Here is a 26,714-nt window from a genome sequence, read left to right on the forward strand (position 1 = left end):
TTATAAATTAAAAAGGAAATTAACCAATAGTATGGAAAGTATATATAAGTTTTTATGATTAATTACCATAAACTTATGGATTTAACTTTAAGAAAGTGGGGATATGTATGGATAAAAATATGATAGCTATGTGCGGTGCTTACTGTGGAGATTGTGAGTGGAGAGAAAAGACAAACTGCCCAGGATGTCAAAAAAGTCAGAGCAATATGTTTTGGGGACAATGTCAAATAGCAAAATGTTCAATTGAAAAGGGTTTTAATCATTGTGGACATTGCAATAAACTCCCTTGTGAAAACCTTCAAGATGCTTTCAATAATCCTGAGCACGGAGATAATGGGGAACGATTAGCTAATTTAAACACATGGAAAAATGGTGAAGAAACCTATACAAAATTAACAAAAAGAAAATAGACTTTATAGGTAGACCTAAAAATAAAAGTTGCCAAAATAAAATTAAAAATGAAGGTGAGTATTAATGAAAAACACTAAGCTCGTTTGTTTTGATTTGGATGACACCCTAATTCGAGAGATTCATTCAGTTATGCTACCATGTATTTTAAATGGAAAAGAAAAAGAACATTCCTTAATTCAAGATAGGGAAGAAAAAGGGCTAATTAACTACAAAGAAGCCGATTACCTAAGAGCTGAATTACTTTTAGGTCTTAAGGAAAGTAAGATTGGTCAGTGCTTTTTAGATTTTGCAAAACCTTTAAAAAATATAAAATGCGTAGTAGATAGATTACACCAAGAGAATATGAAATGCATTGTAATTACTGTGGGGCCAAAGCAAGTGGCTAAAGCTGTATGTGATATTTGGGGATTTGATGATTATTATGGTAGTGATTATGAAGTAGTTCATGGGGAATTTACTGGAGCCATAGTGAATTATATAGGAGCTGAAGAAAAAATCCAGTGTTTAAAGGATTATTGTGAGAAGAATGGCATAAATCCAGAGGAATGTGTTGCTGTTGGAGATGGCTCAACAGATATTCCTATGTTTCACTACTGTGGAAAATCTATTGCTATAAATAGCTCTTCAAAGGTTCGAGAGAATGCAATGTATGCTGTGGATACTGAAGATTTACGAGACATACTTAAATATATTACATAAAACAAGTTATAAACACTTTAAAATAAATATAAAAAACTGAGCTATTAAGATAAATAGATAATAAAAAAATTATAAAAAATACAAGGTAGGGGGAAATCTAATGAAAAGAATTTTAATTGCAGGAATGCATCATGAGTCTAATTCTTTTAATCCTATAATAGCAGGGGAAAAGGATTTTAAAGTTATACATGGAGAGGATATTTTCAATAATCTTCGAGAAAATGATTCTACAACTGGAATTATAAAGACTTTACAAGGAGCAGGTTATGAAGTAATTCCTACAGTGTTTGCTAGAGCAGTGCCTAATGGGGAAGTTGATTATGATTTTTATATGAAAATTAAGGAAGAAATAATTGAAAGAGCTAAAGCTGCTGAGAAAGAAGCACCAATAGATGCAATAACCTTAGCATTGCATGGGTCTATGAGAGTTGATAAACAAGGTGAGGCTGAAGGATATCTTCTAGAAGATTTAAGAGGTATATTTCCAAGGATTCCCATAATTTCCTCACTGGATATGCACACTACTATGACTGAAAGAATGCATAACAATTGTGATGGTTTTGTTGGTTATAAATGTGCTCCACATACAGATTGCTTTGAAACTGGTGAGCACGCTGCAAGAATGACTATAGATGTTCTTGAGAATAAGGCAAAGCCTAAATCCGCTTGGGTTAAGGTTCCAATTCTAATTGCTGGAGAACAATCACAAACGTCTGTGGAACCTATGGTAGAGCTAATTAATGAACTTAGACAATGTGAAGAAAAGGAAGGCATAATGGCTGCTTCCTACTTGATGGGGTTCCCTTGGGCGGATAATGAGGATAGCTCTATTGCTGTTTATGTGGTGGCAAATGATGACCTTAAGCTAGCAGAAAAAGAGGCTGTGAGATTAGCAGAGCTTATTTGGTCAAAAAAACATGACTTTCATTTTCACACTGAAACCTATAATGATAAGGAAGCTTTAGATGTTGCTTTTGAAGCAGTTAAGGAAGGAAAGTTACCTATTTATCTTTCAGATTCCGGAGATAATCCAACGGCTGGTTCCTCTTCAGACTGTACGGACTTTCTAAATTTAATAATGAGAGATGAGAGAACAAATAACTTAAGAAAACCAGTGATATACGGGGGAATATATGACCCCATAGCTACAAAAGAATGTGAAGGAAAAGTTGGAAAAGAAGTAACACTTACCTTCGGTGCTAAGTTTGATACTATTACTACATCACCTATTACTGCAAGGGGTACAGTGAAAGCCTATATTAAAGATTGGTCTAGAGAAGGAATGGTAAAGGGAGACTTAGCATTATTTAATAGTCAGGGAGTGGATATAGTTCTCGCAGAAGCTCATGTAGGTTATATAGTACCTGAGATGTTTACAGATTTAGGAGTAGACCCTAGAGATGCTGAAATCGTAGTATGTAAGCTTGGTTATCTTACTCACCAACATGAAGAAGTTGCAAAACGCAGCATAATGGCTCTTACAAAAGGAAGCACAAATGAGGATTTAAAAACCTTAGATTATAAGTTGGTAAAAAGGCCAATATTCCCATTAGATGATGATTTTAAGTATAATGCGTTAGAGAATCTGATAGCAAAGGAAGGATAAGCTCATGATTTTAGAAGTATGTGTAGATTCTTACACATCAATGATAACTGCAAAGAAGGCAGGAGCAGACAGGATAGAATTATGCTCTGCATTAAACATTGGAGGACTTACTCCAAGCTATGGATTAATGAAAAAGGCAAAAGACCTAAAGGATATAGAAGTTTTTGTAATGATACGTCCTCGTTCTGGAGACTTTCTATATGATGACAATGAATTTGAAACCATGAAAGATGATATTATCATTGCAAAGGAAATGGGGTTTCAGGGAGTAGTAACAGGTATTTTATTAAACAGTGGAAAGATAGACATTGACAGAATGAAGGAACTTGTAAAAATTGCTCACCCTCTTAAAGTAGTACTTCATAGAGCTTTTGATGATTCTAAAGACCCAATGGATGATATTCCAAAACTTATTGAAATGGGAATATGCAGAATTTTAACTTCAGGACAAAGGCAAAATGCCCTTGAAGGAGCAAGTTATATTGGGCAGCTTCAAAAGACCTTTGGAGAGTATATAACTATAATGCCTGGCTGTGGAGTAAATGCTAACAACCTAGAAGAAATATATAAATTGACAGGTTGCACTGATTTTCATTTATCAGGAAAAGTAAATGTGGGAAGTGAAATGAAATACAGAGAGTGTACCGAAAGAATGAATACTCCTAGTAGTGAATTTATTGTGGAAAGGGCAGATTATAACCTTATTAAAAGAGCTAGGGAAGCTTTAGATAGAATTGAGTTAAGTGAAGAAAATAGGGATATTTAAAAGTAAATATAACCTTTAGTTGCAGGAAAGAAGGGCCATTTTATTCCATGATTTAAAAGCACCTTTTGTAAACATTAATCATATTATGGTGGTAGAACATTATATAAGGAGTAACAATATGCCTAATTCTAACAAAAAATATCCTTGCTCATATTGTGAGGAAGATTCAAAGTATGATTTAGACTTAATGGATGATATGTACGACATGAAGCCTTACCAACACCATAATAAAAAGCATATGAATAACTTAGATTGCATGGAAATGAAATCAAAAGATTATGGGCCAAAGCCTTTTGTAATTAATATTGAAGAGGCTACAAAAGATAATAAAAATTTCCGTACTGCTTTATGGACAGGAAAGCATTTACAACTTACTTTAATGAGTATCCCTGTTGGAGGGGAAATTGGTTTAGAAAATCACCCTCACCTTGATCAATTCATACGTATTGAAGAAGGTGAAGGTCTTGTTATGATGGGGGACAGAAAAAATTGCCTAGATTTTAGAGCAAAGGTTTGTGATGACTTTATCTTCATAATACCAGCTGGTACATGGCACAATTTGATTAATACAGGTAAAAAACCAATAAAACTATACTCTATTTATGCACCACCACAACATCCACGTGGTACAGTTCATAAAACAAAAGCTGATGCTGATGCTGCAGAACATGACCATCGCTATTATGGGGAATATGAGCAAAGCTATTCTACACAACCTAGAAAGTTTACTCTTAGAGAGTTAGCTCAGTTTGACGGCACAATGGGAAGGCCTGCTTATGTAGCTATTAAGGGCATTGTATATGATATAAGTAGTAATTCAACATGGAGAAAAGCAATGGATCTAGGTCTAGCTGCTGGGGAAGATTTAACACCACAGCTCTATGGCTACCGTGAAGTGGAAGAGAAATTAGTTGACCTTCCTAAAGTAGGCATACTTATAGAGTAGGTAAGCAATTTATAGAATAAGTAGAAATTTAAATTAAAATAAAATGTGCTAACTTAGTTTTTTGTTAGCACATTTTATTTATTAGATTTTGTAGTAATCAAACTAGTGAAAATCATAAAAGTTGGCTTTAACAATATGAATTCAAAGTCAAAACTGATTTATATACTAACATTGTCTTTGCTCACTTAAGACCTTTTGAACACAGAAAACAAAATTATCTGCTACAAGGCTATACCGAAACCCAAAAATTCAGCTTTAATATATATTTATCATAGGATTTGCTTTGAATTTTAGTCCTACTTTTCAGCAATAAAAACTATATGATTACTATAGCCTAATAGTTCTTTCTTTTCACAGGTGTAAAGATGGAATCTAAACCATTCCTCAAATTGTTCCTCATTAAAGGTATTTATTTTTTCATTTAGTAGCTCAGATAATCCGTCCGCTGCAAAATGTTTCACCTTTTTTAGCTTTGATAATTCCATTAAGTGAACCATGTGATCAACTGTCATAAAACAAAAAGGCATGTCAGTTAGCTTGAAAGTATTATGGTCATAATGAGGTCCACCTAAATACTCTTTGTTGTATAACATTGATTCTGTTATGAATACCATGTCATTTGATAAATAAGCATAAAATATCTTTCCATTTTTCTTACAAACTCTTTTAGTTTCTTCAATGCACTTTAGTTTTTTCTCATCAGTATCCACATGATAAAGTGGGCCAAAACATAAAACAACATCAAAACTTTCAGCTGGCAAACTAGATAAGTCTAATGCATTACCTTGCTGAATATTGATTTTAAGACTTTTGTCTAGTGCCTTAGTTTTAATAACTTCTAAATTTTTTTCCACTGGTTCAACTGCAGTTACATCATAGCCTTTGCTTGCATAGTAAATGCTATAAGCTCCTGTACCAGCGCCTATATCAAGAATCTTCATACCTTTCTTCAAAAATTTCTCAATGTATGATATGGAAGTTAAAAACTCTATACTATTAGCCTTATTTGTATTTAATCTTTTATCCTCTTCAAAACGTTCATATAGTTCATTTAAATTCATATGTATCCCCCTATCCCCTAGATGATATATTCCCCTGGAAATATCCCAGAAATTTCTTTTATTCAACATTATACAGCAAATATTCCCTTATTCCAAGTGTTAACAAGTTTGCATACAATTGTAACCTTGGGCTTTACACACCGTACTTAGTAGGAGGAGAAAGTACCATGAAAACAACAAGAATTTATATAGAAAAATAAATCTAGAACTGTACAACTATAAGAAATTAAAAGTTCTACCTTAATAAATAGCTTTGATATTTAATGCTTAGGATCTTGAAAATATAAATTTATAGTAATGTTCATTCTCATGATAAACAGTCCTCTTGCACCAAAAACATTTTTTAAATTTGGTACAGATTTATAGAACATGTAGATGGAGTATATAGAAAATATTTGGTAGATTTTTGATTTAGTGTAAAATTAGTGTATACATATTTGCTGGTGCAACGTCTTAATAATAGAAGTACTTCAGAAGCAATTAATTGATTAACTTTATGGAAGGGGGATATGATGAGCAATGAATTAATTAATGAGATGTTTGAGAAAAAGATGAATCTCATATATAAATATTTGATTAAGCTTGGATGCAGTGAAGCTAATGCTGAGGACATTGTTCAAGATACCTTCTATAAAGCATTAAAATATATAGATGGAATACAAACTGAAAAGTTATCCTCCTGGCTCTTCAAGGTAGCAATTAACAAGTACTATGATTTATGCAGAAAAAACAATAGGTATACTCAGCTTAGTCTTCATGAAGACATTTTTAAAGAAAGTCTAAGAGAGGATAGATTAGTAGAAGATTATATACTAGATTCAGAGAAAAAACAAGAAATTCTAAAATGTTTAAATTCAATTAGTGAAGTACAAAAGAACTTACTGTTATTTAAGTATGACATAGGATTGTCTTACAAAGAAATAGCTGAAATTTTAGATATTAATGAGAATACAGTAAAAACCTATCTCTTTAGAGCTAGGGAACAATTTAGAAAGGTTTGGAGGGATAATTTTGAAAAGTGATGAGGAAAGATTAAAAGAATTGTTTGAGATGAAAGATAAACCAACACCTACTTTAAATGACACTATTAAAAGAGCTAAAACTTTTTCTATAATAAGAAACATAATCATAAGCTTAATGATATTTATAATTTTAAGCACCACATTTTTAATAGCAAATAGTTTCGCCTTAAATTCCATAAGCCATAAAGAAATGATGAAACTAGAGAACTGGTTTAATGTAGCACTGCCTAATGCTTATATAACAGGTATTCAATCAGATGATAGAATCATGGTGGGACAGTTAGATTATGTAAGATATAGATTTTTAGGAAATAAAGCAATAGTAGATGGAAACTATAAAACAAGTTACACTTATATGCCACTAATTAATACTACTTATGGTGACGCAAGTGAATTCTTATTTAAATCAGGGGGCACTTATAAAGAGTTTCAAGAATCAAGAAATTACAGTAGATCTGGAAAGTTAGTTATGAAATTTTACCATCCCTTGATAAGTTACAATAATTATATTAATGATTTACAGGAACTTAATAACATAGAAAAAGATAAGCTTATGGAAATATCCTTGTCCTTTGATAAGGCTTACACAATTGAAGAAGTAAAAGCCATGATGCCTGATAATATCACATTAAACTGGTGTTGGGTAGATACTTTTTCAGAAGCAGAAGTTAATAATAGAGGAAATAAAGGGCCAGAAGGGGCATTACAAGTATATGAGGAATATGAGGTTTATGGTATAAAGGCCATAGATGATCAAGGAAAACCAATAAAAAATCCAGAAGATAGATTTATTAATTCAATAATCAGGGGTAAAGAATCTAAGGGTATGTATGGTAGATATGAAAGTTTATTCAACGTATTAAGCAAGGGGAAAACCGAAATTAATAAAGAAGATTTATGGATTATTGGGGTAGTAGTAAGCGGAGATGTGGAAACTTTAAAAACCTTAAAAAATTTAAATTATATAAAAGCAGCTACTATTGGGGCTGTAGCTGATAAATACTAGGGGGAGTTTATATGAAGACTTATTTTAAGTTAGAACTGAAAAGGGCTTTGTTATCATGGAGAACTATAATTTCTATGATAGCAGTTATAATAGTTTTATCTATACCTTATTTAATGAAAATAAAACAGCCATCCATGTATATGGATGGTACTTCATACTTTATAGAAATTTATCAGAGATCTTATATAGGGATAATATCTCCAGTAATAATTGGCTTAATATACTCAACATCAATAGTTAAGGATATAGAATCTGGATTTTTTAGTAAATTGCTTAAAGTAATAGATGTAAAAACTTATTATAAAGTCAAATTAATAGTAAATAGCATAATTACATTTGCCATTTTTGCGGTGAGTCATGGTATTTTAATTTTACATCTCATTGTTAGATTTGGAATAAAATATTCCGATGATAAGGGTATGTCTATAGGTACTTTTTCTAATATATATCATAATTCTAAAATTGCTTATGTTATGTTAGTAATATTATTTGTATCAATTTCAGCAGCAGCCTTTTCAACATTTGTTTTAGGGATAACAACTGCATTTGGGAAAAAAATTATAGCATATTTATTCCCTGCATTTTATATTGTGATTACAAGTATTATTTTCGGTAGTTTTTCTCTTAATAGAGTATTTAATTTTGATATTACAAGATTATTTAACCTGAACTATGGTGCAAAGCCACTGAATATAATAATATACGATTTAATTTTAACTACAATTGGATTATTTTTAATATATAAGTATGGATATAAAAAAGAAATAAGTCCATGTCCACAAAGTTAAAAAAACTTTTATAGCTTGATTTATAAAAAGAGGAGAAAACATTAATTTTCATGAAATGTTTTCTTCTCTTATTAATTTCAAACTATAATCAAAAACTGCATAAGTATTGATAAGTTATGGTATACATTACAAATAATGACATGGTAAAATAAGTTAGGAGTAATTTATTATTCCATTGTTTAAGCCTATGGCGATAATAAATATTATTTTGAAAGGGTGAATTGATATGAAGTGTAATGATAGATTTTTTATTATAAATAATGGGAGGGTGAATATGCTGTAGCCCTCAATAAATGGAGGAATGGTGTATGAATTATAACTGGATAAAGCCAGAGGAATTTTCTTTCAACTCGTTTTTACTTATGGATAGATGGATTATTAGAATGATGTGTGAAAATCATTTAAGTGATAAGGATTTTTCTAAAAATTTAGCAATAGCACTTGAGTACAATCCTGCAGTAAAGTGGTACTTTTTTCATAAGTGCCCTGAGAGTAGAGATTTCCTTGAAAGGTTAACCGCAGACGTGCCTAAAGATCTTTCTTTACAAGCGATACGTAAAGCAGAAGTTTTTGTTATAGGAGAAATGGAAACATCAATAGTTTACGTTTACCCTGAACTCATGAATAAAAACTGTGATTACATCTATGATTGGAATAAGAACCTTCTATTTGAGCTAGCTGATTTTAATGATAAGGTAGTTTTAGACATTGGAAGTGGTACGGGAAGACTTGCCTTTGCTGCTGCTGAAAAGGCTAAGCGAGTTTATGCTAGTGAGCCAACAGATGCACTACGAGAATATTTACGTGATAAAATAAAGGTTGAGAATATTCTTAATGTCGTAGTTTTAGATGGCACAGTAGAGAAAATTCCATATGAGGATAATACTTTTGATATTGTAATGTCTGGGCATGTAGTAGGAGATAATTACGATGCTGAAATTGCTGAGCTAACAAGGGTTGTTAAAAACGGTGGTTATATCATTGATTGTATTGGTGAAGATAACAGGAAGAGAAAGCCTAATGAGGAATTGTTAAAGCGAGGATTTGAAGCCTTTTATCATGTTAGTAAATCAGGCGGAGATATTTATAGATATAGAAAAAAAGTAATTAAGTAAGTAATTTAAACTGTAGTATTTAAATTGCCGTGAAATAAGTTAAGAAAATAATTTTAAAGGATGTGATAAGAAGATTTTTATTATTGCATCCTTTATAATTTCTAACTGAGCAGGAGCATATTAGTTGCATGTAATTATTATCAAAATGGGGGAGTTTTAGAAATGCAGCAGTCAATTGAAATAATGAAAAATCGCATAGTTGAGATTTTACTAGAAAATAAGCCCTCAATATATCTCTATGGTTCAGTTGTCCTTGAAGATTTTAAATTAGGATGGAGCGATATTGATATATTATGTTTAACTGAAACAGAAATTTCAGATACTCAAGGAAAGGAATTACTTAATTTAAGACAAGAACTTTCCATGGAATATAGAAATAATTTGTATTTTCCTTCCTTTGAAGGTGGATTTTTAACGCTGGAAGGATTTGTTAATAATAATCCAGATACAGTGGTATATTGGGGGACTAGTGGTCAGAAAATAACAAATAAATACTGCTTTGATCCTTTTTCCATGATAGAATTAATTGAACAGGGGCATTTATTATATGGTAAGGAAGTAAGACACAATTTTACCTATCCAAGAAAAGTAGAAATTCTGGAAGCTGTCACAAAACACTATGACACAATAAGAAGAGTTGGAGCCAAAACAGATAAAAGTCTGTATTCTGCTGGGTGGCTTTTAGATATTGCAAGATGTATTTATACCCTTAGGACAGGTAAAATCATTTCTAAAACTAAAGCAGGGAAGTGGGCTTTGGATAACAACCTAATTGAAGACATTGAGGTCATGGAAAAGGCTATAAGAATTAGAAAAGAGCCAAATAAATATAAAGACCATAGGGAAGTTATAAAATGGCTAGAAGGGCTTGGACCTTATATTCAAAGATTTGCTGACGTGTTAGAAAAGGAAATTTCAATGGTAAAATAACATAGTTTTTAGTAATTAATTAACATAAATTTTTTCAAAAAAGGGGACAAGGGGATGTATAAAGAAATTTTAAGTTTATTAAAGTGTCCAAAATGCAATGGGGAATTAAGTTTGGCAATTGAGAAGGAAGAAAATAGTGAGATTGTTGAAGGAAAACTAAGTTGTAAGGACGGTCATCAGTGGGCTATTAAAGAAGGGGTAATAAACTTTGGTTCAGTGGAACAGGAAATTACAAACAATTGGTCAGAGGCTTTTGAGAAATATGATGAAGAAGAGCTGAGGAAAAGAATGTCAGAGGCAAATCCTAAAAATCTAACACTGCTAGTGGATAAGACAGGAAAGTTTATTATTGATAATATAAATAATAATGAGAATAAGTTTATATTAGACATAGCAACTGGTACGGGGGGCTTATTTCTAAAAACGGTGAAACAACTAAAGGGTGAAGCGCAAATAATATGTACAGATTTAAGTTTTGCAGTATTAAGATATGATAGACTAAAAGCTAAAAGGATTAACCCAGAAATAAAAGTAAACTACATAGCTTGTGATGCTACCAATTTGCCTTTTAAAGATAATACAATTGATGTAGCTACATCTTTCTTTGGAATTGCTAATATGCTAAATTTAGCAGAGGGTGGATTAAAAGAAGCAAAAAGAGTACTTAAAACAGGAAAGTCATTTTTAGACAGTTATATTATAATCAAGGAAGAATCCAATGGATTTAAAATGCTAAAGGAATTTTGTAAAGAGAATCAGGTTGTTGGGGCAGAAGATTTTACTGTAAAAGCAGGAATAGAAAAAGCCTATAATGATATGAGTTTTCATAGCACAGAAATGGTAGCTATAGGAGAATCAATTGGAGAAAAAAGTGATAGTGATTTAATTCCTTTTGAGGGAGAATGGTTTGGTGTAGTTGTAGCTAAATCTATAAAATAACAATTTAGAAGGAAAAGTTTATAAAATTATGAAAGTCTGTAGAGCCAACAAAAGTCTACAGGCTTTTTAATATATAAAAATAATTTTATAAACAAATTATAATTTGAAAGACATTTAGTAGGTGTTAATTTAAGAAATAAGTGGTATAAAATACAAGTAATAATATGGTAAAATAGAGATACATTGGTGTACAATAGAATTTTAAGTATAGTTTAGAAGTATAGTAAATTTAAAGGGGTTTGTGGTGAAGTTTATGGACTGGTGTAAAAAAGAGTCAAGTAACTATATATTTCATTACCAAAAGGGATCATTAGCAGAAAAACATATAGATAAAATAATAGAGTTACAAGAAATTTGCAATAAATTTATAAGTAATTCCTTAAAGGTTAAAATGAAAGAAAAAATTAAATATTACTTGTGCAGCACTCCAGAAGAAGTTGGAGAGGTCTATGGGGATAATGAACCTTGCAATGGGTTTAATGATGGCTTAGATAAAATTTATGCTGTATATAATAAAGAAGTTAAGTGTGTAGGATTTCATGAAGATGCACATATAATTTCATACAATACCATATCAAGACCAAAGCAAGCATTTCTCCGTGAAGGCTTAGCAATGTTTTATGATAAGGTTTGGTGGGGAATACCTAACTATGCATGGGCTAAATATTTCTTAAGTAATGGGATATACCTTCATATTAAAGAGCTACTAGTCAATGATAACTTCTATAAACATAATGATGTTATAACATATCCAGTTGCAGGGGCATTCGTTGAATATCTTATTCTAAGCTTCGGTATTGAAAGTTTTAAGACATTTTATAGTAGCGTAGGAGAGGACTTTGATTCAGCTTTCAAAACTGTATTTGATTATTCTATAAAACATATTGAAGATAAGTTTATTAGGTATATTGATGCTATAGGCATTGATGAGGCAATATATGATTTAATAAAAGTTAAGCTAAGAGAAAAACATTTTAGTTATGAGTAACTTCACAATGAATAGTGAGATTTAAAGGTTAATTTATTCATAATTTCGTGACTTAAGTAGTGATAGAACAATAATATTCTTCAAGTTTGGGAAGAGGTGAGTGAATGAAGAGTGTTAAATTTGCAGTGTTTGCTGACTTACATTATGACCATATTCATGATGGGGCTGAGAGGCTCCAAAATTTTATAACTAAGGTAAAAGATAAGCAGCTGGATTTTGTTATTCAACTTGGAGATTTTTGTGTACCAAAAGAGGAAAATGAATTTTTACTCCATATGCTTTTAGATATTGGAAAGCCTATTTATCATGTCATAGGGAATCATGATTCTGATGTAGTTCAAAGAGACGAAGTGATGAAGTTTTTAAACCTGGACAATAGTTACTACTCCTTTAAAAAGTGCAATATTAAATTTATTGTACTAGATACCTGTTTTATAAAAACTAATGAAGGATATGAGCCATATTATAAGAGAAATTATAACAAAACAAAAGATGCTTATCCAGTTCTTCCTGAGGAACAATTAAAATGGTTAGAAAATGAATTGACTGATAGTAGTGATTATTATGTGATTTTCTCCCATCATAGTTTTGAAAATGAGTTTGCTAAAAGAGGGGTACATAACAAGGCTGAAGCAACAGCTTTAATTAATAGGATAAATAATACAGGAAGAAAGGTACTTTTGTGCATTAATGGACATGACCACGGAGATTCACTTGAGAAAATTGGACAAACTCATTATTTTGGGCTTAACTCTATGTCTTATATTTGGGTTGGACCAGAACATGAGCATTTTTCTTATTCAGAAGAAATTCACCAGCAGTATCCCTTTATAAAAGACTTAGTTCTATATAAAGATGGACTATATGCTATTGTTACAATTACTGAAAAGGGTGGTATTAATATTGAAGGGATTAATGGCCAAGGGAACTGGGACTTGGTGATAGGTGGAATGGTCGCTCTGTGCTACCAATAGTAACATCATTAAAGATAGACTAGAGATAAATAGGGGAATTTATAAACTTCTTATGTGGGCAAAACCAGAAATTATTGTGAAGGAGAGGATTATATGGAGTTAAAATATACCTTTGATGAGGAAGTCTTAAATTATGAAAAGAGACGTCCAAATTATGGAACTGAAATATATAAGGATATAATGGAATATGGAAAAATCACTAAGGGCAAGTCGCTTTTAGAAATTGGTTGTGGAACAGGTCAAGCAACAGAACCCTTTTTAAAGGCAAATTGCAAAGTAACAGCTGTTGAACTAGGAGAAAACCTTGCTTCTTATACAAGAGAAAAGTTTAAAGCTTATGACAACTTTAATGTTATTCAAGGTGCTTTTGAAGATTATGACTGTGAGGAAAATAAGTTTGATATGTTATATTCTGCTACTGCTTTTCATTGGATACCAGAGGAGTATGGGTATAAAAAGGCATACAACATAATAAAAAGTGGTGGCACCATTGCTTTGTTTTGGAATAAACCATCTCCAAATCATAAAGATAATCCAGTACATAAAAAAATTCAAGCTATTTATAAGGAGCTTTTACCACAGTGGAGTATTGAGGCATCTAATAACCAAGACAAACCAAGATATTCAAGTATAAGTAAAATTGAGGAATATGGGTTTATTAATGCTGAGTTTAAGCTATACCATAATATGAGGAAAATGACTGGGGTTGAATACATAGAATTACTGAATACTTATTCAAATCATATAGATTTAGAAGAACCAATAAAATCTCAGCTTTTTCAAAGGATAAAATCAGCAATTGAGGAATCAGGAAATGAAATTATTATTAAAGATACAGTAGAATTATTTCTTGCTCAAAAACCTGAGAAAAGCTAGAGTCTTTAAGCTTTCAAAGTATTATTAAAGTACAATGAAAAGTGAAGTAAGGCATTTTCAAAAAATAAATAAGTCAGTATGTTTGTCTATTTTGAGTTATACTGCGTCAGCAGAACCCTTAGATAGCACCACTATCTGCGGAACCAGCTTCCTTGTCTGCACAAGCTTGCTTGTGAACTCAAAATATCCTTCACATCTTTGACTTGTTATTTATTTTCAAATGCCTAAATGAAAGGAACAATCTGGATTATGGCTAAGAAATTATTAAGTGACACGGAGTTTTTGGTGATAGATTTTGAAACCGTAACTCCAAAGGGACGTTCTCCAGAGCCAATAGAATTAGGAATACAAAGAATAAGGGGCTTAAGCATAGATGAAACGGCTTCTATAAGTTGGCTTATACAGCCTCCAGAAGGATGTCATCTTACAGAACGTGGTAGAATTCAAACTGGAATTAATGACAGGGATTTAATAGGAAAGCCCTGCATAGATGAGGTTATGAGAAAGGTTAATAATTCATGTGCAAAAAAGAATTATGTATTTATAGCTCAAAATGCAAAGTATGAAGCAAATATCTTATCTCATCACACAGAAAAGTATGAAGCTATTGCTAAAACTCCTATAATGGATACTATTTTGCTTGGGAAATATGTATTACCTGATTTACCAAATTATAAACTAGATACCTTAGCTCAGGCTTTAAACTTGGAAATACCTGAGAATAGGCATAGAGCCTTGGCAGATTGCATACTAACTGCCCAGGTATTCTTAGGATTATTAGAGGTGCAGAGGAAGAGAAAAGAAATACTTTACTTAGAGGAGTTACTAAAGATTGCTGAGATAAAGACAAAGTATAATCAATCAGTACAGGTTAGTTTGTTCGATTGCACTTATTAAAAATACAGTTAAAGCAATGTATATGTTAAATTGAAGCAAGTTAAGTTTATTAAATGATATGGGGGAACTATGATTAAATCAAAAGCATGGGATTGGGATAAAAATGAAATAGATTATTGGTTAGTGCCAACCACTGAAGCAAGTTTTTTAGCTGAAAGTTGGCAATCAAAGGGATATAGTAAATTTCTAGATTTGGGATGTGGGTTAGGAAGACATTCTATGTATTTTGCGAAGCAAGGATACGAGGTAAGTGCAATTGATTTGTCGGAAAGTGGAATTAATCATTTGAGAAGTTGGGCTAAGGAAGAACAGATGGAAATTCAAATAGAACAGGGTGATATGCTTAAGTTACCATTTCCGGATGAAACCTTTCACTGCATTATGGCTTATAATGTAATTTACCACACTGACACAAAAGGGTTTATAAAATCACTAAAAGAAATTACTCGTATACTGAAAAGAAATGGAGAGTTATTTATAACTTTAAACTCAAAGAACTCAACAGCATATGATAATGCTGATAAATATGTAAGAGTTGATAAAAATACAATTTTGAGAGATGAACATGATACAGAAAGAAATATTCCACACTTCTATGTTGATATAGAAGATATAAAGAAGTATTTCTCAGACTATGAATTTGTAAAAATACCCGTTGAAGAAATAGAATACTATGATATTCACAATACAAATAAGTTTTCAAGACATTTTAAGTTGTTATTAAGAAAAAAATAAGCTTTGTTTATTACACAACGCAGTATTTTATGATAAAAAAGAATAAAAGAGGTGTTATTTTGAAATTAGTTTTTATTGTTGGAGATAGTGCTGTGGGTAAGATGACTGTTGGACAAGAACTTACCAAAATTACAGATTTACGGTTATTTCACAATCATATGATTATTGAACCAGTACTAGATATATTTGGCTATTTCAATGGAAAGGCTATTGGTAAAATAAGACAAGTTATTTTTGAGGAATTTGCAAGTTCAGAGCAATATGGAATGATCTTTACATATATGTGGGCCTTTGACCAACAAGCAGACTGGGATTATGTTGAGGGTGTTTGCAATATTTTCAAAAAATACAATGCAGATATATATTTTGCAGAGCTTGTAGCACCTCAAGAAATTAGGCTACAAAGGAATGCTACTGAAAATCGTCTAAAAAATAAAGCTTCAAAGAGAGATATTGAAGCATCAAATCAAAGATTAATAAACGATAGTATAAAATACCGTTGTGTAAGCAATGAAGGTGAAATTCCTTATGACAATTATATAAAAATAGACAATTCTAATCTTTCACCAGAAATGGTCGCCAAGATGATAAAAGATCACTTTGGGCTTTAGAAATTTAATTCAAAACATCTGTAGAGTAAAGAGTGGCCCTACAGATATTTTTTTACCATAGGATAAGTTATGAAAATTTAAATGGTATATATTCCAAGTAATAATATGGTAAAATATATTAAGTGTTAAATTAGAAATTAAATTATATTAATAGGGTTTTTATATTGAAATATTTAAGGAGTTGGGGAAATCATGGTTAATAAAATAGAACCTTACAAGGGCATTGCAGAGATATATGACGAAATAAGACCATCATATCCAGAGAAATTAATTGAGGATATTATCTTTAAAACTGATTTGAATTTGAATAATAGGATATTAGAAATTGGTGCAGGCACAGGAAAAGCAACTGTACAATTTGCAAAGAAAGGATTTGCTATAAATGCCATAGAACTTGGCGAAGAGATGGCTGCAATACTCAAGAAAAAATGTACAAGCTACCTAAAGGTTTCACTAGATATAGCTCCTTTTGAGCAGTGGGAAAGTGACAACAATGAAAAATTTCACATGATATATTCAGCTCAAGCCTTTCACTGGCTAGATAAAAATATTAAGTACAAAAAATGTCATGAACTTTTGAAGGACAATGGATTTCTTGTTTTATTTTGGTATACCTCAAGTAATGATGAACTATTTGAAACTAAGGGAATAAGAGAAAATATTGATAGCATAGTTAATAAATATGTTTCAAGTTATGATATAGAAAGTGAAAAACCGCAAAGAAGAGAACATGATGGACACAGTGAGGATGATGAAAGAAAATCAGAGATTGAAGCATCTGGCTTGTTTGAACTAGTGGAAAAAATAGAATATACAGAGGAAACAAAGAACAATGCTAAACAATATTTAAAAGTTCTCAATTCAGTTCCAGCCTTTGCATCAAAAGTTGATGGGTTAAATCAAGTTGCTGTTGAAAATATGAATAGAGAAATTGAGGAATTAATAGACAGTAACGGTGGTTATGTAGGAGCATTATTTAATTTTACTTTATATATAGCTAGAAAAATATCATAAGTATCATACAGGTATTTTAGGAAGGGGGAAATAAATTGGGGAATAAAAGGATAGTTGTGATATTTCCAGGAGCAAATTACAGTGCTGACTGCCCATTATTGTACTATGCTGGTTTTAAGTTTGAACTTAGAGGATATGAAAAAATATCTATTAGTTATGATAATTTTCTTAAGCAAGATAAATCATTTGAAGAGTGTTTATGTGATATAAAGAATTCTGTGTTATCACAATTGCATAACTCTAATTTACCGAAATATGATGATATAGTATTCGTTTCTAAAAGTATAGGGACTGTAGTTGCTGGGTGGGTTGAGGAAGAATTATGTATTAAAGTAAGGCACATATTTTTAACACCTATAGAAGAAACTTTACCTTACATAAAATATGGGAAAGGTATTGCTGCTGTAATTGCAGGTACAGAGGATAAGCAGTTAGATGCTGATGTTCTAAAAGAACATTGTAAAAAAGAAAATATTTATTTAAAACAAATTCAAGGAGTTGGACATAGGTTAGAGGTTTGGGGAGATATGGATAGAAATATTGAGATATTAAGAGAAGTAGTAGCTATATATTAAAATAACTCAAGTTTTTAAATTCCATATGCCAATATATACTATAGTTAATTTTCATATAAGATTAGGGTGGGTTGTAATCTTGCTCAAACAGATAAATAATTTAACATAGGAAATTTATATGTCATTAATGGGGGAGGGATATAATGAGATTTCATATAAGAGTTAGTGCGCGAGGTATAGTCATTAACAATGACAAGATTTTATTAAATGAATTTGGAAATGGTGAATACTACAATATACCTGGTGGTGCTGTTGAGATAGGGGAGACTGTTAAACAAGCTGTTGTGAGAGAAATACGAGAAGAATCAGGTTTAGATGTTACTGTAGGTGACTTGATATATGTACATGAGTATGAGCCTAATAACTCTAACTTTATTTATGGACAAACACCACATATAAGTATTGTATTTCGATGTTTTCTAAATGGAAGCCATGAGATTAAGCCACCATCTGTACCAGATATAGACCCTGACAATTCAGCTGTTACAAGTAATGCAAAATGGGTAGAAATAGCGGAGTTGAAAAATATTAATTATGTACCTTATATTCATGAGAAGTTAATAGAATATATAAAAACAAATAGATTTTATCCAACATTTATTGAAGAACCATTATACAATGAGTAAATCATCAACAAGTAATTGTAATAAAAATTAATATTCTGGTATGCAAACTAGTTAATACGTTAGCTAAAACTTACAACACATGAGGGGGAGAGAAAATGATAAAAGATTTAATAAGCAATAAAAATATAATAATTAGAGATGCAGAACCTAAGGATGCTGAGGAAATGATATTGATGGTTAAGCAAGTTATGAGTGAATCTCCATTTTTTCCATCAACAGCTGATGAATTTAATATTACTGTGGAGCAAGAAGAACAATACATATTAAGTACAGCACTTTTTTTAGTTGCGGAAATTGAGGGGAAAATAGTGGGTTCTGCTTCTTTAGATAGAAGTAGTAAGAGTAAGTTAAATCATACTGTAACCTTTGGTATAACTATTTTAAAAGAGTATTCGGGCATTGGCTTAGGTAGTTCTATGATGAACAATATTATTCAGTGGTGTGAATTTAATGATGTTGAAAAAATTGAATTAGAAGTTTTTGAAAACAATATACGAGCTATTGGCCTTTATAAAAAATTGGGTTTTACAGAAGAAGGAAGAAGAAAGAAAGCAGTAAAAACTGATGATGGATATATAGATATGATTATAATGGGGAAATTTCTAAAGGATTAGTGATTATTGTTTAAATAGTTAGCAGTAAAGAGTGTAAAGCCTTAGAAAATACATGCTAGCAGAGTTTTGCATAAAAGGAGATGACCAAGTTTAATAGGAAAAAGTCACCCTTAAGATCAAAAACTTATTCTATTTGTTTTCAAAAGGTTTTATGGAGTTAGGGTAGGGTCCATGTATATATAACTTATACCTTGACTTTGGGTTGCAATATTCAAGAAATAATAAATAAAAATGAAGTAAGGTTATGGATAGTTTGATTATTACTAATCTTATGGGGATTGGGGAAGTTAAAATGATTAATAAAAAATTGAATTTTTACTTTTTCGGAGATGTTGGGGAATATGATGATTATAATCCAGCTTATGTATGCAATAAAGAATATGCTTCTGAAATTTTATATTTAATTGCAAAAAACAAACCCTTTTCTATAAATAGTGGGGAAATATCAAAGGTTTTAAATTTAGAAGAGCCAATAGTAGCTCAGCTAATTAATAGTCTTCAGTTAATCAATGCAATAGAGGCTAGAAATAATGGATACAGAGTTACATTTCCAATTTTCTTAGAGAAAGATGTTATAGATATGGAAATTTATCTTAATGACATCGGTGAGGTAATTGGTAAAAAAGTAATGGAGCTAAAGGATGTATCTTATAAAGAAGTTTCAAAGCTAAAGTGTTCAAAATATCATAGTTATCAGCGCATACTTTATCATGTGATTTGTGACAAAATTTTTGATGGCACAGCATTTGAATTTTTCACAGAAAAAGATACTTTTTGTTCATCAAAATTACAACCAGGAAATAGAGATTATATTATTGTTGCCTATGAAGATAGCGAGTTAGTAGAAAGTCATAGCAATAAGATTTTATGCAGTAGCAATAACTATAGAAGCGGTGGGTTTACCTTTAATAGCTTTGGAGATTTAAGTGGTTTAAGAAAAGATATGTTTAGATTTCTTAGGCTTGCACAAAATGGAGTTAATAGCTCAAGTACTTTTGGTGATTTGAATGTAGCTTATAACAAGATTTTGGATAGTAAAAATAAAGAAATGGCATATGAATGTGGTAAATTAATATGCCATTCAATTAGTAAAAATATAAAATATAGTGAACTATCGTCAAAGGAGAGGAACTTAGCTGACTTCTTAAAAGAATTAGAGTACATTGATATAAATGAAAGTGATGATATTTTAGTGAAGGTTCCAGTATTTTATGACTTTGAGATGGATACTGCTATCAAAGAAATTTCAGATATTATACTTGTAAATGTTTTTCCAGAGGTTAAAAATATATTTGAAAGTTTTGAAATCAATGCTGTAAATTTAACAAGTGTAATACACTTAGTGGATATGAAGGAAGTAGCCAATGAGTTATGGCACCAGATTTTTGGGGCTACTAATGAGTATTTAGTAAGAGAAGGTTTTGTGGAAGTGCCAGAAAATATTAAGGGACAAGGTAGATATTTAAGAAGTATTACAGTGACTGAAAACTAAGGAGATAAATATGAGCAAGTGTGAGAAAGCCATAGTAACAGTTTTGTGTATGGTTTATGATGGAGATGAGATTTTACTTCAAAATAGAGTAAAAAAGGATTGGCGTGGACTTACCTTTCCAGGTGGACATGTTGAAAAGGAAGAATCCTTTGTTGAAGCAGTAATCCGTGAGATTTATGAAGAAACTGGATTGACCATAAGGGAACCCAAATTATGTGGAGTAAAGCAATTTCAAACAGATGAAGATGAAAGATATATTGTGCTGCTCTTTAAAACAGATAAATTTGAGGGTACATTAGTTTCTTCAGATGAAGGAGAAATGAAGTGGATTCGCAGAGATTTATTAAAGGATTACTCATTGGTAGAGGATTTTATGGATTTACTCAAGGTTTTTGATTCGGATAATTACAATGAGTTTATGTATCAGCGTAATAAATCAGGTGAGGATTGGATAATAAAATTGTATTAATAGGCAGTTTTTAAAGGCATAAAAGCTGAAAAGTAATTAAATATACAGCAATGTTGTTTATCTTAAGGATTCTAGTGATTTTTAAAATACGTTATTGCCTTGGAAATGTAAAGCTTATTAAAGCATAAGAAAAAGATTTATATGAGGTGTAGCATGTCAGATTTAAAAATATCAGAAATTATGTCAATGCAGGAAGAATTACAGGAAAAATATAAAGGCAAATGGATGCCACTAACCCCTGACAATGGACGTAGTAGTTTATTATGGCTAATTGAAGAAATGGGGGAGGTTATAGCTATTATAAAAAAGCGTGGGGAAAAAGCTATAATGGATGACTCTGAGGTAAGGCAGGCTTTTGTTGAAGAGATGGTAGATGTAATCATGTATTATACTGATGCTTTAGCTTGTTACGGAATTACATCAGCGGAGTTTTCAGAGGCCTTTATGAAAAAGCATATTAAAAATATGGGACGTGATTTTGTTACAGAGCATAAAGAGTTTTTACAAAATGAGTAAGTTGACAGAATAAGGTAATTTAGTTTTGGGAATAGAGTAAGATAAACTATATTACAGGTTTATTTTTAAAATATTTATGATATAATATTAATAATAAATTTAAAGTCTTAGTGTTGAGCTTATATAAGAGTTCAACTTTGGACTATTAAGTTATTATTGGGTTGGAGAGAAGCACTAATCTTAGAAGGATGGAGTGCCTTTTTTCTTTGGAAAAATTTCAATGGGAAAAGCATAGATTTTATCAATGTGAATTATAGTAAATTTCTCATTAATGTTTTATTTGAAATGAAGGCATTTACTAAACTAATATGTGAATTCGCCATTTTAGGGTTATATAAATTTATAGTTTTTAAATAGGACAGTTATAAGTATAAGAATTTTATATAAAGAAATTTTATTAGTAAATGGGGGAATTAGGTGAAAGAGAAAAAGAGTTTTTTTATCGTGTTACTCATAACATTATTTGCTCAAGTGTATTTTTATCCCTTTCAAAGTGATCTAAGACTTTCCATAGGAGTTATTATCTTTAACTTTATTATTTTAACAAGAGAAGATATTGAAGAAATTACTTTAGGGTTATTTTGTGGCATAGGTGTGTTATTACTAAGAACTATTATAAATGTATTAATCTTCAATTCCCCAATTCATGAGTCATTGATTTTTAATTTCCCATCATTCCTATACTATTTAGTTTTAGGTGTTTTAATTAAGGTAACTAAAGTTAGGAAATATAAAGATAATATTTCGTATGGTTTTTTATTATTAGCAATTTTAGATTGCTTAAGCAATATCTCTGAGGCTTTAATAAGAAATAATATTAGCCTTAAGGTATTTAAGGTTATTGTTTTTGCTGCAATTATAAGAAGCCTAATAGTATATTTGTTAAGCTTAGCTCATAAGCGAGAGAAACTATACATTTTAAAAAAAGAGCATCAAGAAAGATATACCCAATTAAACTTGTTAATGTCTAATATTCAAAGTGAAATGTTTTACTTAAAAAAATCTATGAAAGACATTGAGAAGGTTATGAGTGAAAGCTATAGTTTATATGAAGAATATAAGCATAACGAGGGGTTAAAGGAAAGAACCTTAAATATTGCTAGGGAAGTTCATGAAATAAAAAAGGACTACTATAGAGTTATAAGTGGGCTAGATACCTTAGTAAATAGTGTAGAAAACCATGATGTTATGACTTTATCTACAATGCTTACAATTATAAAGGATAACACAACTAGATATATTGACTCTAATAAATTATCAGCAAAGCTGAATTTTTCTTTCGAAAAAGATTTTGAAATAGTACCTTACTACAGCTTATTTGCAATATTAAATAATTTGATTATAAATAGCATAGAAGCCTGTGATAACAATTGTATAATTAATGTTATAGAACAGGAAAGTGAAGACAATATATACATAAAAGTAGTAGATAATGGATGTGGTATAGAAGAGGATATACAAAGTTATATATTTAATCCAGGGTTTACTACAAAGTTTCATGAAGATACAGGAAGTCCTTCCACAGGAATTGGATTAGTTCATGTTAAAAATATTATTGAAGATTTAAATGGAAATATTTCTGTAAAATCAAAATTACATGAAGGAACTACATTTTTAGTAAGGATTCCTAAAAATTCATTGAGTAGGTGATGAGAATGGAAAAGACTTTTTTAATAATTGATGATGATATTAATATCAGAAAAATGCTTGGAATAATTATTAAAAAAAATAATCTAGGACGAGTGATTTGCGAACTAGATAGTGGCGAACATGGAGTTCAGGAGATATTATTTTACAATCCTAGTATAGTACTTATAGATTTGTTAATGCCTGTCAAGGATGGGATTGAGGTTATAAACTCAGCTACAAAAATGGGTTATAAGGGTAAATTTATTATGATATCTCAAGTAGAGGATGAGGCCTTGGTATCAAGAGCTTATGAAAGTGGAATAAAGTTTTTTATAGGAAAACCTATTAATAACATAGAAGTTATAAAGGTTATAAAAGGTGTATGTGAGAACATTGACTTGGAAAATTCACTGAATTTAATTAAGGATGCAGTTTTTAATCTAAAGGACAGTGGCACTAATACTATTGAACAGCTGGATATAGATAAGAAAATAACTAGTATTTTTACAGACATAGGAATTTCAGCGGTGATTGGAAGTAATGATTTGAGAAAGATTATCTACAAAATATTAGAGATAAGAAGAAAAGATCCTTCTTCAAATTACGCACTGCAAAGCATCTATGAGGAAATTGTTGAAGAAGAAAGTAAAGAAAGTACCCTTGCTAACAAGAAGGCTCTAGAACAAAGAGTGAGAAGAACGATTCAAAAGGCCTTTACTACAATAGCTGAATTAGGCTGTGAAGATTATAGTAATAGTATTTTCACAGAATATAGTACCTTACTTTTTGATTTTAAGCAAATAAGGCAAGAAATTAGACATATAAATAACTCTAGCGAAGATCCAGGGAAAATTAGTGTGAAAAAATTTATTGAGGGTATTATTACAAAAGTAAGTTAATAGATTTAATAGGGCTTTTTATAGGAATAAATCAAGTTTCAAATCATGAAGTCTAAAGGCAAAAGTAGGGGATGTAATATAAAATATAAAATATAAAATATAAGGGTATCTATTGAGATAATAGGTATCCTTGTATTTTATAAGAAAGCTTTCAAAAAGCTAAAAAACCATTATCTATAAGGTTAACGTTAATAGAAATACATGGTTATGGAAAACCTGTTAAGTAATTTGACATACTTTATTTACAGATTGTTATTAATAATTAGAAAATTTTAAAATATTTTTCAGAAGTTTTCTGTAGTATTTCGTTGTTTAAGGTAGTAAGCCTCTATAATTAATTTTAGATTAACAAATTATAGAGGAGGGAAATAAATGGTTTTAAAACTGGACATGGTTCAAACCGCGGCAATTGGAGTTATAGTTTTATTTATAGGACAGTTCATAAAAAGCAAAGCAACTTTTCTTGAGAAGTATTGTATACCTTCACCAGTTATAGGTGGATTGTTATTTGCAATAATGACTTTAATTTTGAGACAAACGGGTATGCTAACCCTTGAAATGGATGCAACCCTTCAAAAGTTGTTCATGACTGTATTTTTCACAACTATTGGATTTACAGCTAGCTTTAAGCTGTTAAAAAAGGGTGGAGTACAAGTTTTTATATTTCTTGCAATTTCAGTTTCTCTTGTAATTCTTCAAGATTTTACTGGGGTATTTTTAGCAAAGCTATTTAAGTTAAATCCACTTATAGGACTTTCTACAGCATCTGTTCCTATGGTAGGGGGACATGGAACTGCAGGAGCTTTCGGGCCAGTTTTTGAAAAAGCAGGAGCAGTGGGAGCTACAACAGTAGCAATAGCATCAGCTACCTTTGGACTTATCATGGGAAGTATGATTGGAGGACCTATTGCTAAGAAATTGATAGATAAAAATAAACTTTTAGAAAAAAAGAAAAGCTTTTCAGAAATAGCTCATGAAGAAAGTGCAGCCACTGAAGCTATAAATACTAAGGAATTAATCCCTAATAACTTTATGAATGCTACAGCACAAATATTTTTAGCAATGGGAATTGGGACAATCATTTCAGCCCTGCTTCAAAAAACAGGCATGACATTTCCACCATATATAGGAGCTATGTTTGCAGCTGCTATATTAAGAAACTTATCAGATTCAACTAGTAAATTTAAGATTTATGGAGATGAAATCGATATCTTAGGAAATATTGCATTATCATTATTTTTAGCCATGGCATTAATGGCATTACAGCTATGGCAGTTAGCTGACCTTGCCTTACCTTTAGTTATAATGCTAGTTTCCCAAACAGTTCTAATGGCTTTATTTGCTTACTTTGTAACCTTTAACTTAATGGGCAGGGATTATGAAGCAGCAGTAATTGCTTCTGCAAACTGTGGTTTTGGAATGGGAGCTACACCAAATGCAATGGCGAACATGGAAGCTATTGTAACCAAGTTTGGTCCAGCACCAAAAGCATTTTTCATTGTACCTTTAGTTGGAAGTTTATTTATAGACTTCTTCAATGCTGGGATAATAACTATATTTATGAACTTCTTTGTTAAATAACAAGGATGTAAATAATAAATAACTTAATAATTTACTTGCTTTAATTTACAGATACTCCCTTAAAAAATAAATTGAAAAGCTAGAGTTTGGTCTAATTAAGACTGAGGCTCTAGCTTTTCTTATTTTTATTTTGAACTAAGCTTTACATATGAGGTCGTAAGAAGAATTTTCATATTATGGTGTTTTAGGTTATATCAAAAAGTTACAATTTAGGTAGTCACACTTGATTGAGTATAAATGATATTTTTATTTTTAGACAACCATATTTCAATTTTTACTTTCCAATATATGTGATAAAATATAGATAGTGGTAGAAGAAAGGGGGATATTATATGGAATTAATGGATTACTTTGATTTTCAGGAGTTATTGAAGGGTTCACATGGTAGTTATTATGAGGGAAGATGGGCATATTTTAGCGAAGTTATAGGTATTATTAAGGAAAATAATCATATACAAAGGGTTTTAGAACTGGGACCATCAGTTCAAACTATGGTGAAAAACTGTGATATTATGGTTAAGCCAGAAAACGATGTATGGGGAAGGCCGGAAAAGTATGTGGCAAAACAATATAAGCATGATGCAACGGTAACACCATGGCCAATAGAGGATAAGGAATATGATTTATTCATTGCATTACAGGTATGGGAGCATTTAGGTGGAAAGCAAAGAGAAGCCTTTAAAGAAGTTATGAGAACTTCTAAAGCGGCAATCTTAAGTTTTCCTTATATGTGGGATTGCCCAAAAGATAATGCAAACTACCCAGAACACCACATGATTGATGAGAAGATAATTGCTGATTGGACTTTAAATATAGAGCCAGTGAAGGTAATAAAAATACCTAGGACAGGTGATAGAGTATCTAAGGGACCAAGAATAATTTATTTTTGGAAATTTTAACTTTAAAATCTTTTCTAATATGAGCTTCTT

The 26,714-nt window shown here is 31.0% G+C and carries 28 protein-coding genes and 1 pseudogene; 28 read left to right on the top strand and 1 reads right to left on the bottom strand.

The annotated features are described in order from the left end of the window. The first annotated feature begins 107 nt into the window (after positions 1-107). From J2Z44_RS12005 to J2Z44_RS12025, 5 genes and pseudogenes are all read left to right on the top strand, one after another. Complete coding sequence (locus J2Z44_RS12005; RefSeq protein WP_021285228.1) at positions 108-410, top strand: DUF3795 domain-containing protein; 303 nt, start codon at positions 108-110, stop codon at positions 408-410. A 64-nt stretch (positions 411-474) separates the two neighbouring features. Further along, entirely contained in the window at positions 475-1,110 is a 636-nt protein-coding gene (locus J2Z44_RS12010; protein ID WP_209649598.1) for an HAD family hydrolase, read from the top strand. 100 nt (positions 1,111-1,210) lie between these two features. Beyond that, on the top strand, positions 1,211-2,716 hold the full coding sequence (locus tag J2Z44_RS12015) for a M81 family metallopeptidase (protein ID WP_021285231.1): 1,506 nt from the start codon (positions 1,211-1,213) through the stop codon (positions 2,714-2,716). 4 nt (positions 2,717-2,720) lie between these two features. Next, on the top strand, positions 2,721-3,482 hold the full coding sequence (locus tag J2Z44_RS12020; protein ID WP_021285232.1) for a copper homeostasis protein CutC: 762 nt from the start codon (positions 2,721-2,723) through the stop codon (positions 3,480-3,482). Positions 3,483-3,753: 271 nt separating this feature from the next. Beyond that, positions 3,754-4,158: pseudogene (locus J2Z44_RS12025) on the top strand (cupin domain-containing protein); the annotation flags it as partial. A 566-nt stretch (positions 4,159-4,724) separates the two neighbouring features. Here the strand turns inward: J2Z44_RS12025 and J2Z44_RS12030 are convergent. Continuing rightward, positions 4,725-5,489, bottom strand: a complete 765-nt coding sequence (locus tag J2Z44_RS12030; protein ID WP_021285234.1) for a class I SAM-dependent methyltransferase — start codon at positions 5,487-5,489, stop codon at positions 4,725-4,727. Between the two features lie 512 nt (positions 5,490-6,001). Between J2Z44_RS12030 and J2Z44_RS12035 the strand changes: the two genes are divergently transcribed. The 23 genes from J2Z44_RS12035 (at position 6,002) to J2Z44_RS12145 (ending at position 26,684) form a co-directional block, all read left to right on the top strand. Continuing rightward, entirely contained in the window at positions 6,002-6,511 is a 510-nt protein-coding gene (locus J2Z44_RS12035; RefSeq protein ID WP_021285235.1) for an RNA polymerase sigma factor, read from the top strand. Beyond that, positions 6,501-7,517 carry an anti sigma factor C-terminal domain-containing protein gene (locus tag J2Z44_RS12040; RefSeq protein WP_021285236.1) on the top strand — a complete coding sequence of 339 codons (1,017 nt, stop codon included), beginning with the start codon at positions 6,501-6,503 and terminating at the stop codon, positions 7,515-7,517. The genes J2Z44_RS12035 and J2Z44_RS12040 overlap by 11 nt, the downstream gene beginning before the upstream one ends. Before the next feature lie 11 nt (positions 7,518-7,528). Then, positions 7,529-8,305, top strand: a complete 777-nt coding sequence (locus J2Z44_RS12045) for a hypothetical protein (protein WP_021285237.1) — start codon at positions 7,529-7,531, stop codon at positions 8,303-8,305. A 308-nt stretch (positions 8,306-8,613) separates the two neighbouring features. Next, complete coding sequence (locus J2Z44_RS12050) at positions 8,614-9,420, top strand: class I SAM-dependent methyltransferase (protein ID WP_021285238.1); 807 nt, start codon at positions 8,614-8,616, stop codon at positions 9,418-9,420. A gap of 162 nt (positions 9,421-9,582) precedes the next feature. Beyond that, positions 9,583-10,350: a nucleotidyltransferase domain-containing protein gene (locus J2Z44_RS12055; RefSeq protein ID WP_021285239.1), complete on the top strand. Its 768-nt coding sequence runs from the start codon at positions 9,583-9,585 to the stop codon at positions 10,348-10,350. Between the two features lie 54 nt (positions 10,351-10,404). Then, complete coding sequence (locus J2Z44_RS12060; protein ID WP_021285240.1) at positions 10,405-11,289, top strand: class I SAM-dependent methyltransferase; 885 nt, start codon at positions 10,405-10,407, stop codon at positions 11,287-11,289. A 253-nt stretch (positions 11,290-11,542) separates the two neighbouring features. Beyond that, on the top strand, positions 11,543-12,277 hold the full coding sequence (locus J2Z44_RS12065; RefSeq protein WP_152513299.1) for a hypothetical protein: 735 nt from the start codon (positions 11,543-11,545) through the stop codon (positions 12,275-12,277). 104 nt (positions 12,278-12,381) lie between these two features. Beyond that, positions 12,382-13,251, top strand: a complete 870-nt coding sequence (locus J2Z44_RS12070) for a metallophosphoesterase family protein (protein WP_021285242.1) — start codon at positions 12,382-12,384, stop codon at positions 13,249-13,251. Between the two features lie 93 nt (positions 13,252-13,344). Further along, on the top strand, positions 13,345-14,127 hold the full coding sequence (locus J2Z44_RS12075) for a class I SAM-dependent methyltransferase (RefSeq protein WP_021285243.1): 783 nt from the start codon (positions 13,345-13,347) through the stop codon (positions 14,125-14,127). Positions 14,128-14,376: 249 nt separating this feature from the next. After that, positions 14,377-15,024: a 3'-5' exonuclease gene (locus tag J2Z44_RS12080; protein ID WP_021285244.1), complete on the top strand. Its 648-nt coding sequence runs from the start codon at positions 14,377-14,379 to the stop codon at positions 15,022-15,024. 69 nt (positions 15,025-15,093) lie between these two features. Then, positions 15,094-15,759, top strand: coding sequence for a class I SAM-dependent methyltransferase (locus J2Z44_RS12085; RefSeq protein WP_021285245.1), 666 nt, complete (start codon positions 15,094-15,096; stop codon positions 15,757-15,759). Positions 15,760-15,818: 59 nt separating this feature from the next. Beyond that, positions 15,819-16,370, top strand: a complete 552-nt coding sequence (locus J2Z44_RS12090) for a DEAD/DEAH box helicase family protein (protein ID WP_021285246.1) — start codon at positions 15,819-15,821, stop codon at positions 16,368-16,370. A gap of 192 nt (positions 16,371-16,562) precedes the next feature. After that, positions 16,563-17,384 carry a class I SAM-dependent methyltransferase gene (locus J2Z44_RS12095; protein ID WP_021285247.1) on the top strand — a complete coding sequence of 274 codons (822 nt, stop codon included), beginning with the start codon at positions 16,563-16,565 and terminating at the stop codon, positions 17,382-17,384. Between the two features lie 35 nt (positions 17,385-17,419). After that, complete coding sequence (locus J2Z44_RS12100) at positions 17,420-17,959, top strand: hypothetical protein (RefSeq protein WP_021285248.1); 540 nt, start codon at positions 17,420-17,422, stop codon at positions 17,957-17,959. A 143-nt stretch (positions 17,960-18,102) separates the two neighbouring features. After that, the gene (locus J2Z44_RS12105) at positions 18,103-18,585 is read left to right on the top strand and encodes an NUDIX domain-containing protein (protein WP_021285249.1); all 483 of its coding nucleotides are present in this window, start codon (positions 18,103-18,105) and stop codon (positions 18,583-18,585) included. A gap of 95 nt (positions 18,586-18,680) precedes the next feature. After that, complete coding sequence (locus J2Z44_RS12110) at positions 18,681-19,199, top strand: GNAT family N-acetyltransferase (RefSeq protein ID WP_021285250.1); 519 nt, start codon at positions 18,681-18,683, stop codon at positions 19,197-19,199. Between the two features lie 292 nt (positions 19,200-19,491). Further along, positions 19,492-20,691 carry a hypothetical protein gene (locus J2Z44_RS12115; protein WP_021285251.1) on the top strand — a complete coding sequence of 400 codons (1,200 nt, stop codon included), beginning with the start codon at positions 19,492-19,494 and terminating at the stop codon, positions 20,689-20,691. Positions 20,692-20,701: 10 nt separating this feature from the next. Continuing rightward, the gene (locus J2Z44_RS12120) at positions 20,702-21,160 is read left to right on the top strand and encodes an 8-oxo-dGTP diphosphatase (RefSeq protein ID WP_021285252.1); all 459 of its coding nucleotides are present in this window, start codon (positions 20,702-20,704) and stop codon (positions 21,158-21,160) included. A gap of 153 nt (positions 21,161-21,313) precedes the next feature. After that, a complete protein-coding gene (locus tag J2Z44_RS12125; RefSeq protein ID WP_021285253.1) occupies positions 21,314-21,676 on the top strand; it encodes a MazG nucleotide pyrophosphohydrolase domain-containing protein in 363 nt (120 codons plus the stop codon). Positions 21,677-22,093: 417 nt separating this feature from the next. Further along, entirely contained in the window at positions 22,094-23,326 is a 1,233-nt protein-coding gene (locus J2Z44_RS21965; protein ID WP_209649599.1) for a sensor histidine kinase, read from the top strand. A gap of 5 nt (positions 23,327-23,331) precedes the next feature. Next, the gene (locus J2Z44_RS12135; RefSeq protein WP_021285256.1) at positions 23,332-24,204 is read left to right on the top strand and encodes a DNA-binding domain-containing protein; all 873 of its coding nucleotides are present in this window, start codon (positions 23,332-23,334) and stop codon (positions 24,202-24,204) included. 372 nt (positions 24,205-24,576) lie between these two features. After that, positions 24,577-25,785 carry a sodium/glutamate symporter gene (gltS, locus tag J2Z44_RS12140; protein ID WP_021285257.1) on the top strand — a complete coding sequence of 403 codons (1,209 nt, stop codon included), beginning with the start codon at positions 24,577-24,579 and terminating at the stop codon, positions 25,783-25,785. A gap of 332 nt (positions 25,786-26,117) precedes the next feature. Then, a complete protein-coding gene (locus J2Z44_RS12145; protein WP_021285258.1) occupies positions 26,118-26,684 on the top strand; it encodes a hypothetical protein in 567 nt (188 codons plus the stop codon). The last annotated feature ends 30 nt before the right edge of the window (positions 26,685-26,714 follow it).

It is taken from the genome of Clostridium punense (assembly GCF_017874425.1).
Classification (GTDB): domain Bacteria; phylum Bacillota; class Clostridia; order Clostridiales; family Clostridiaceae; genus Clostridium_J; species Clostridium_J punense.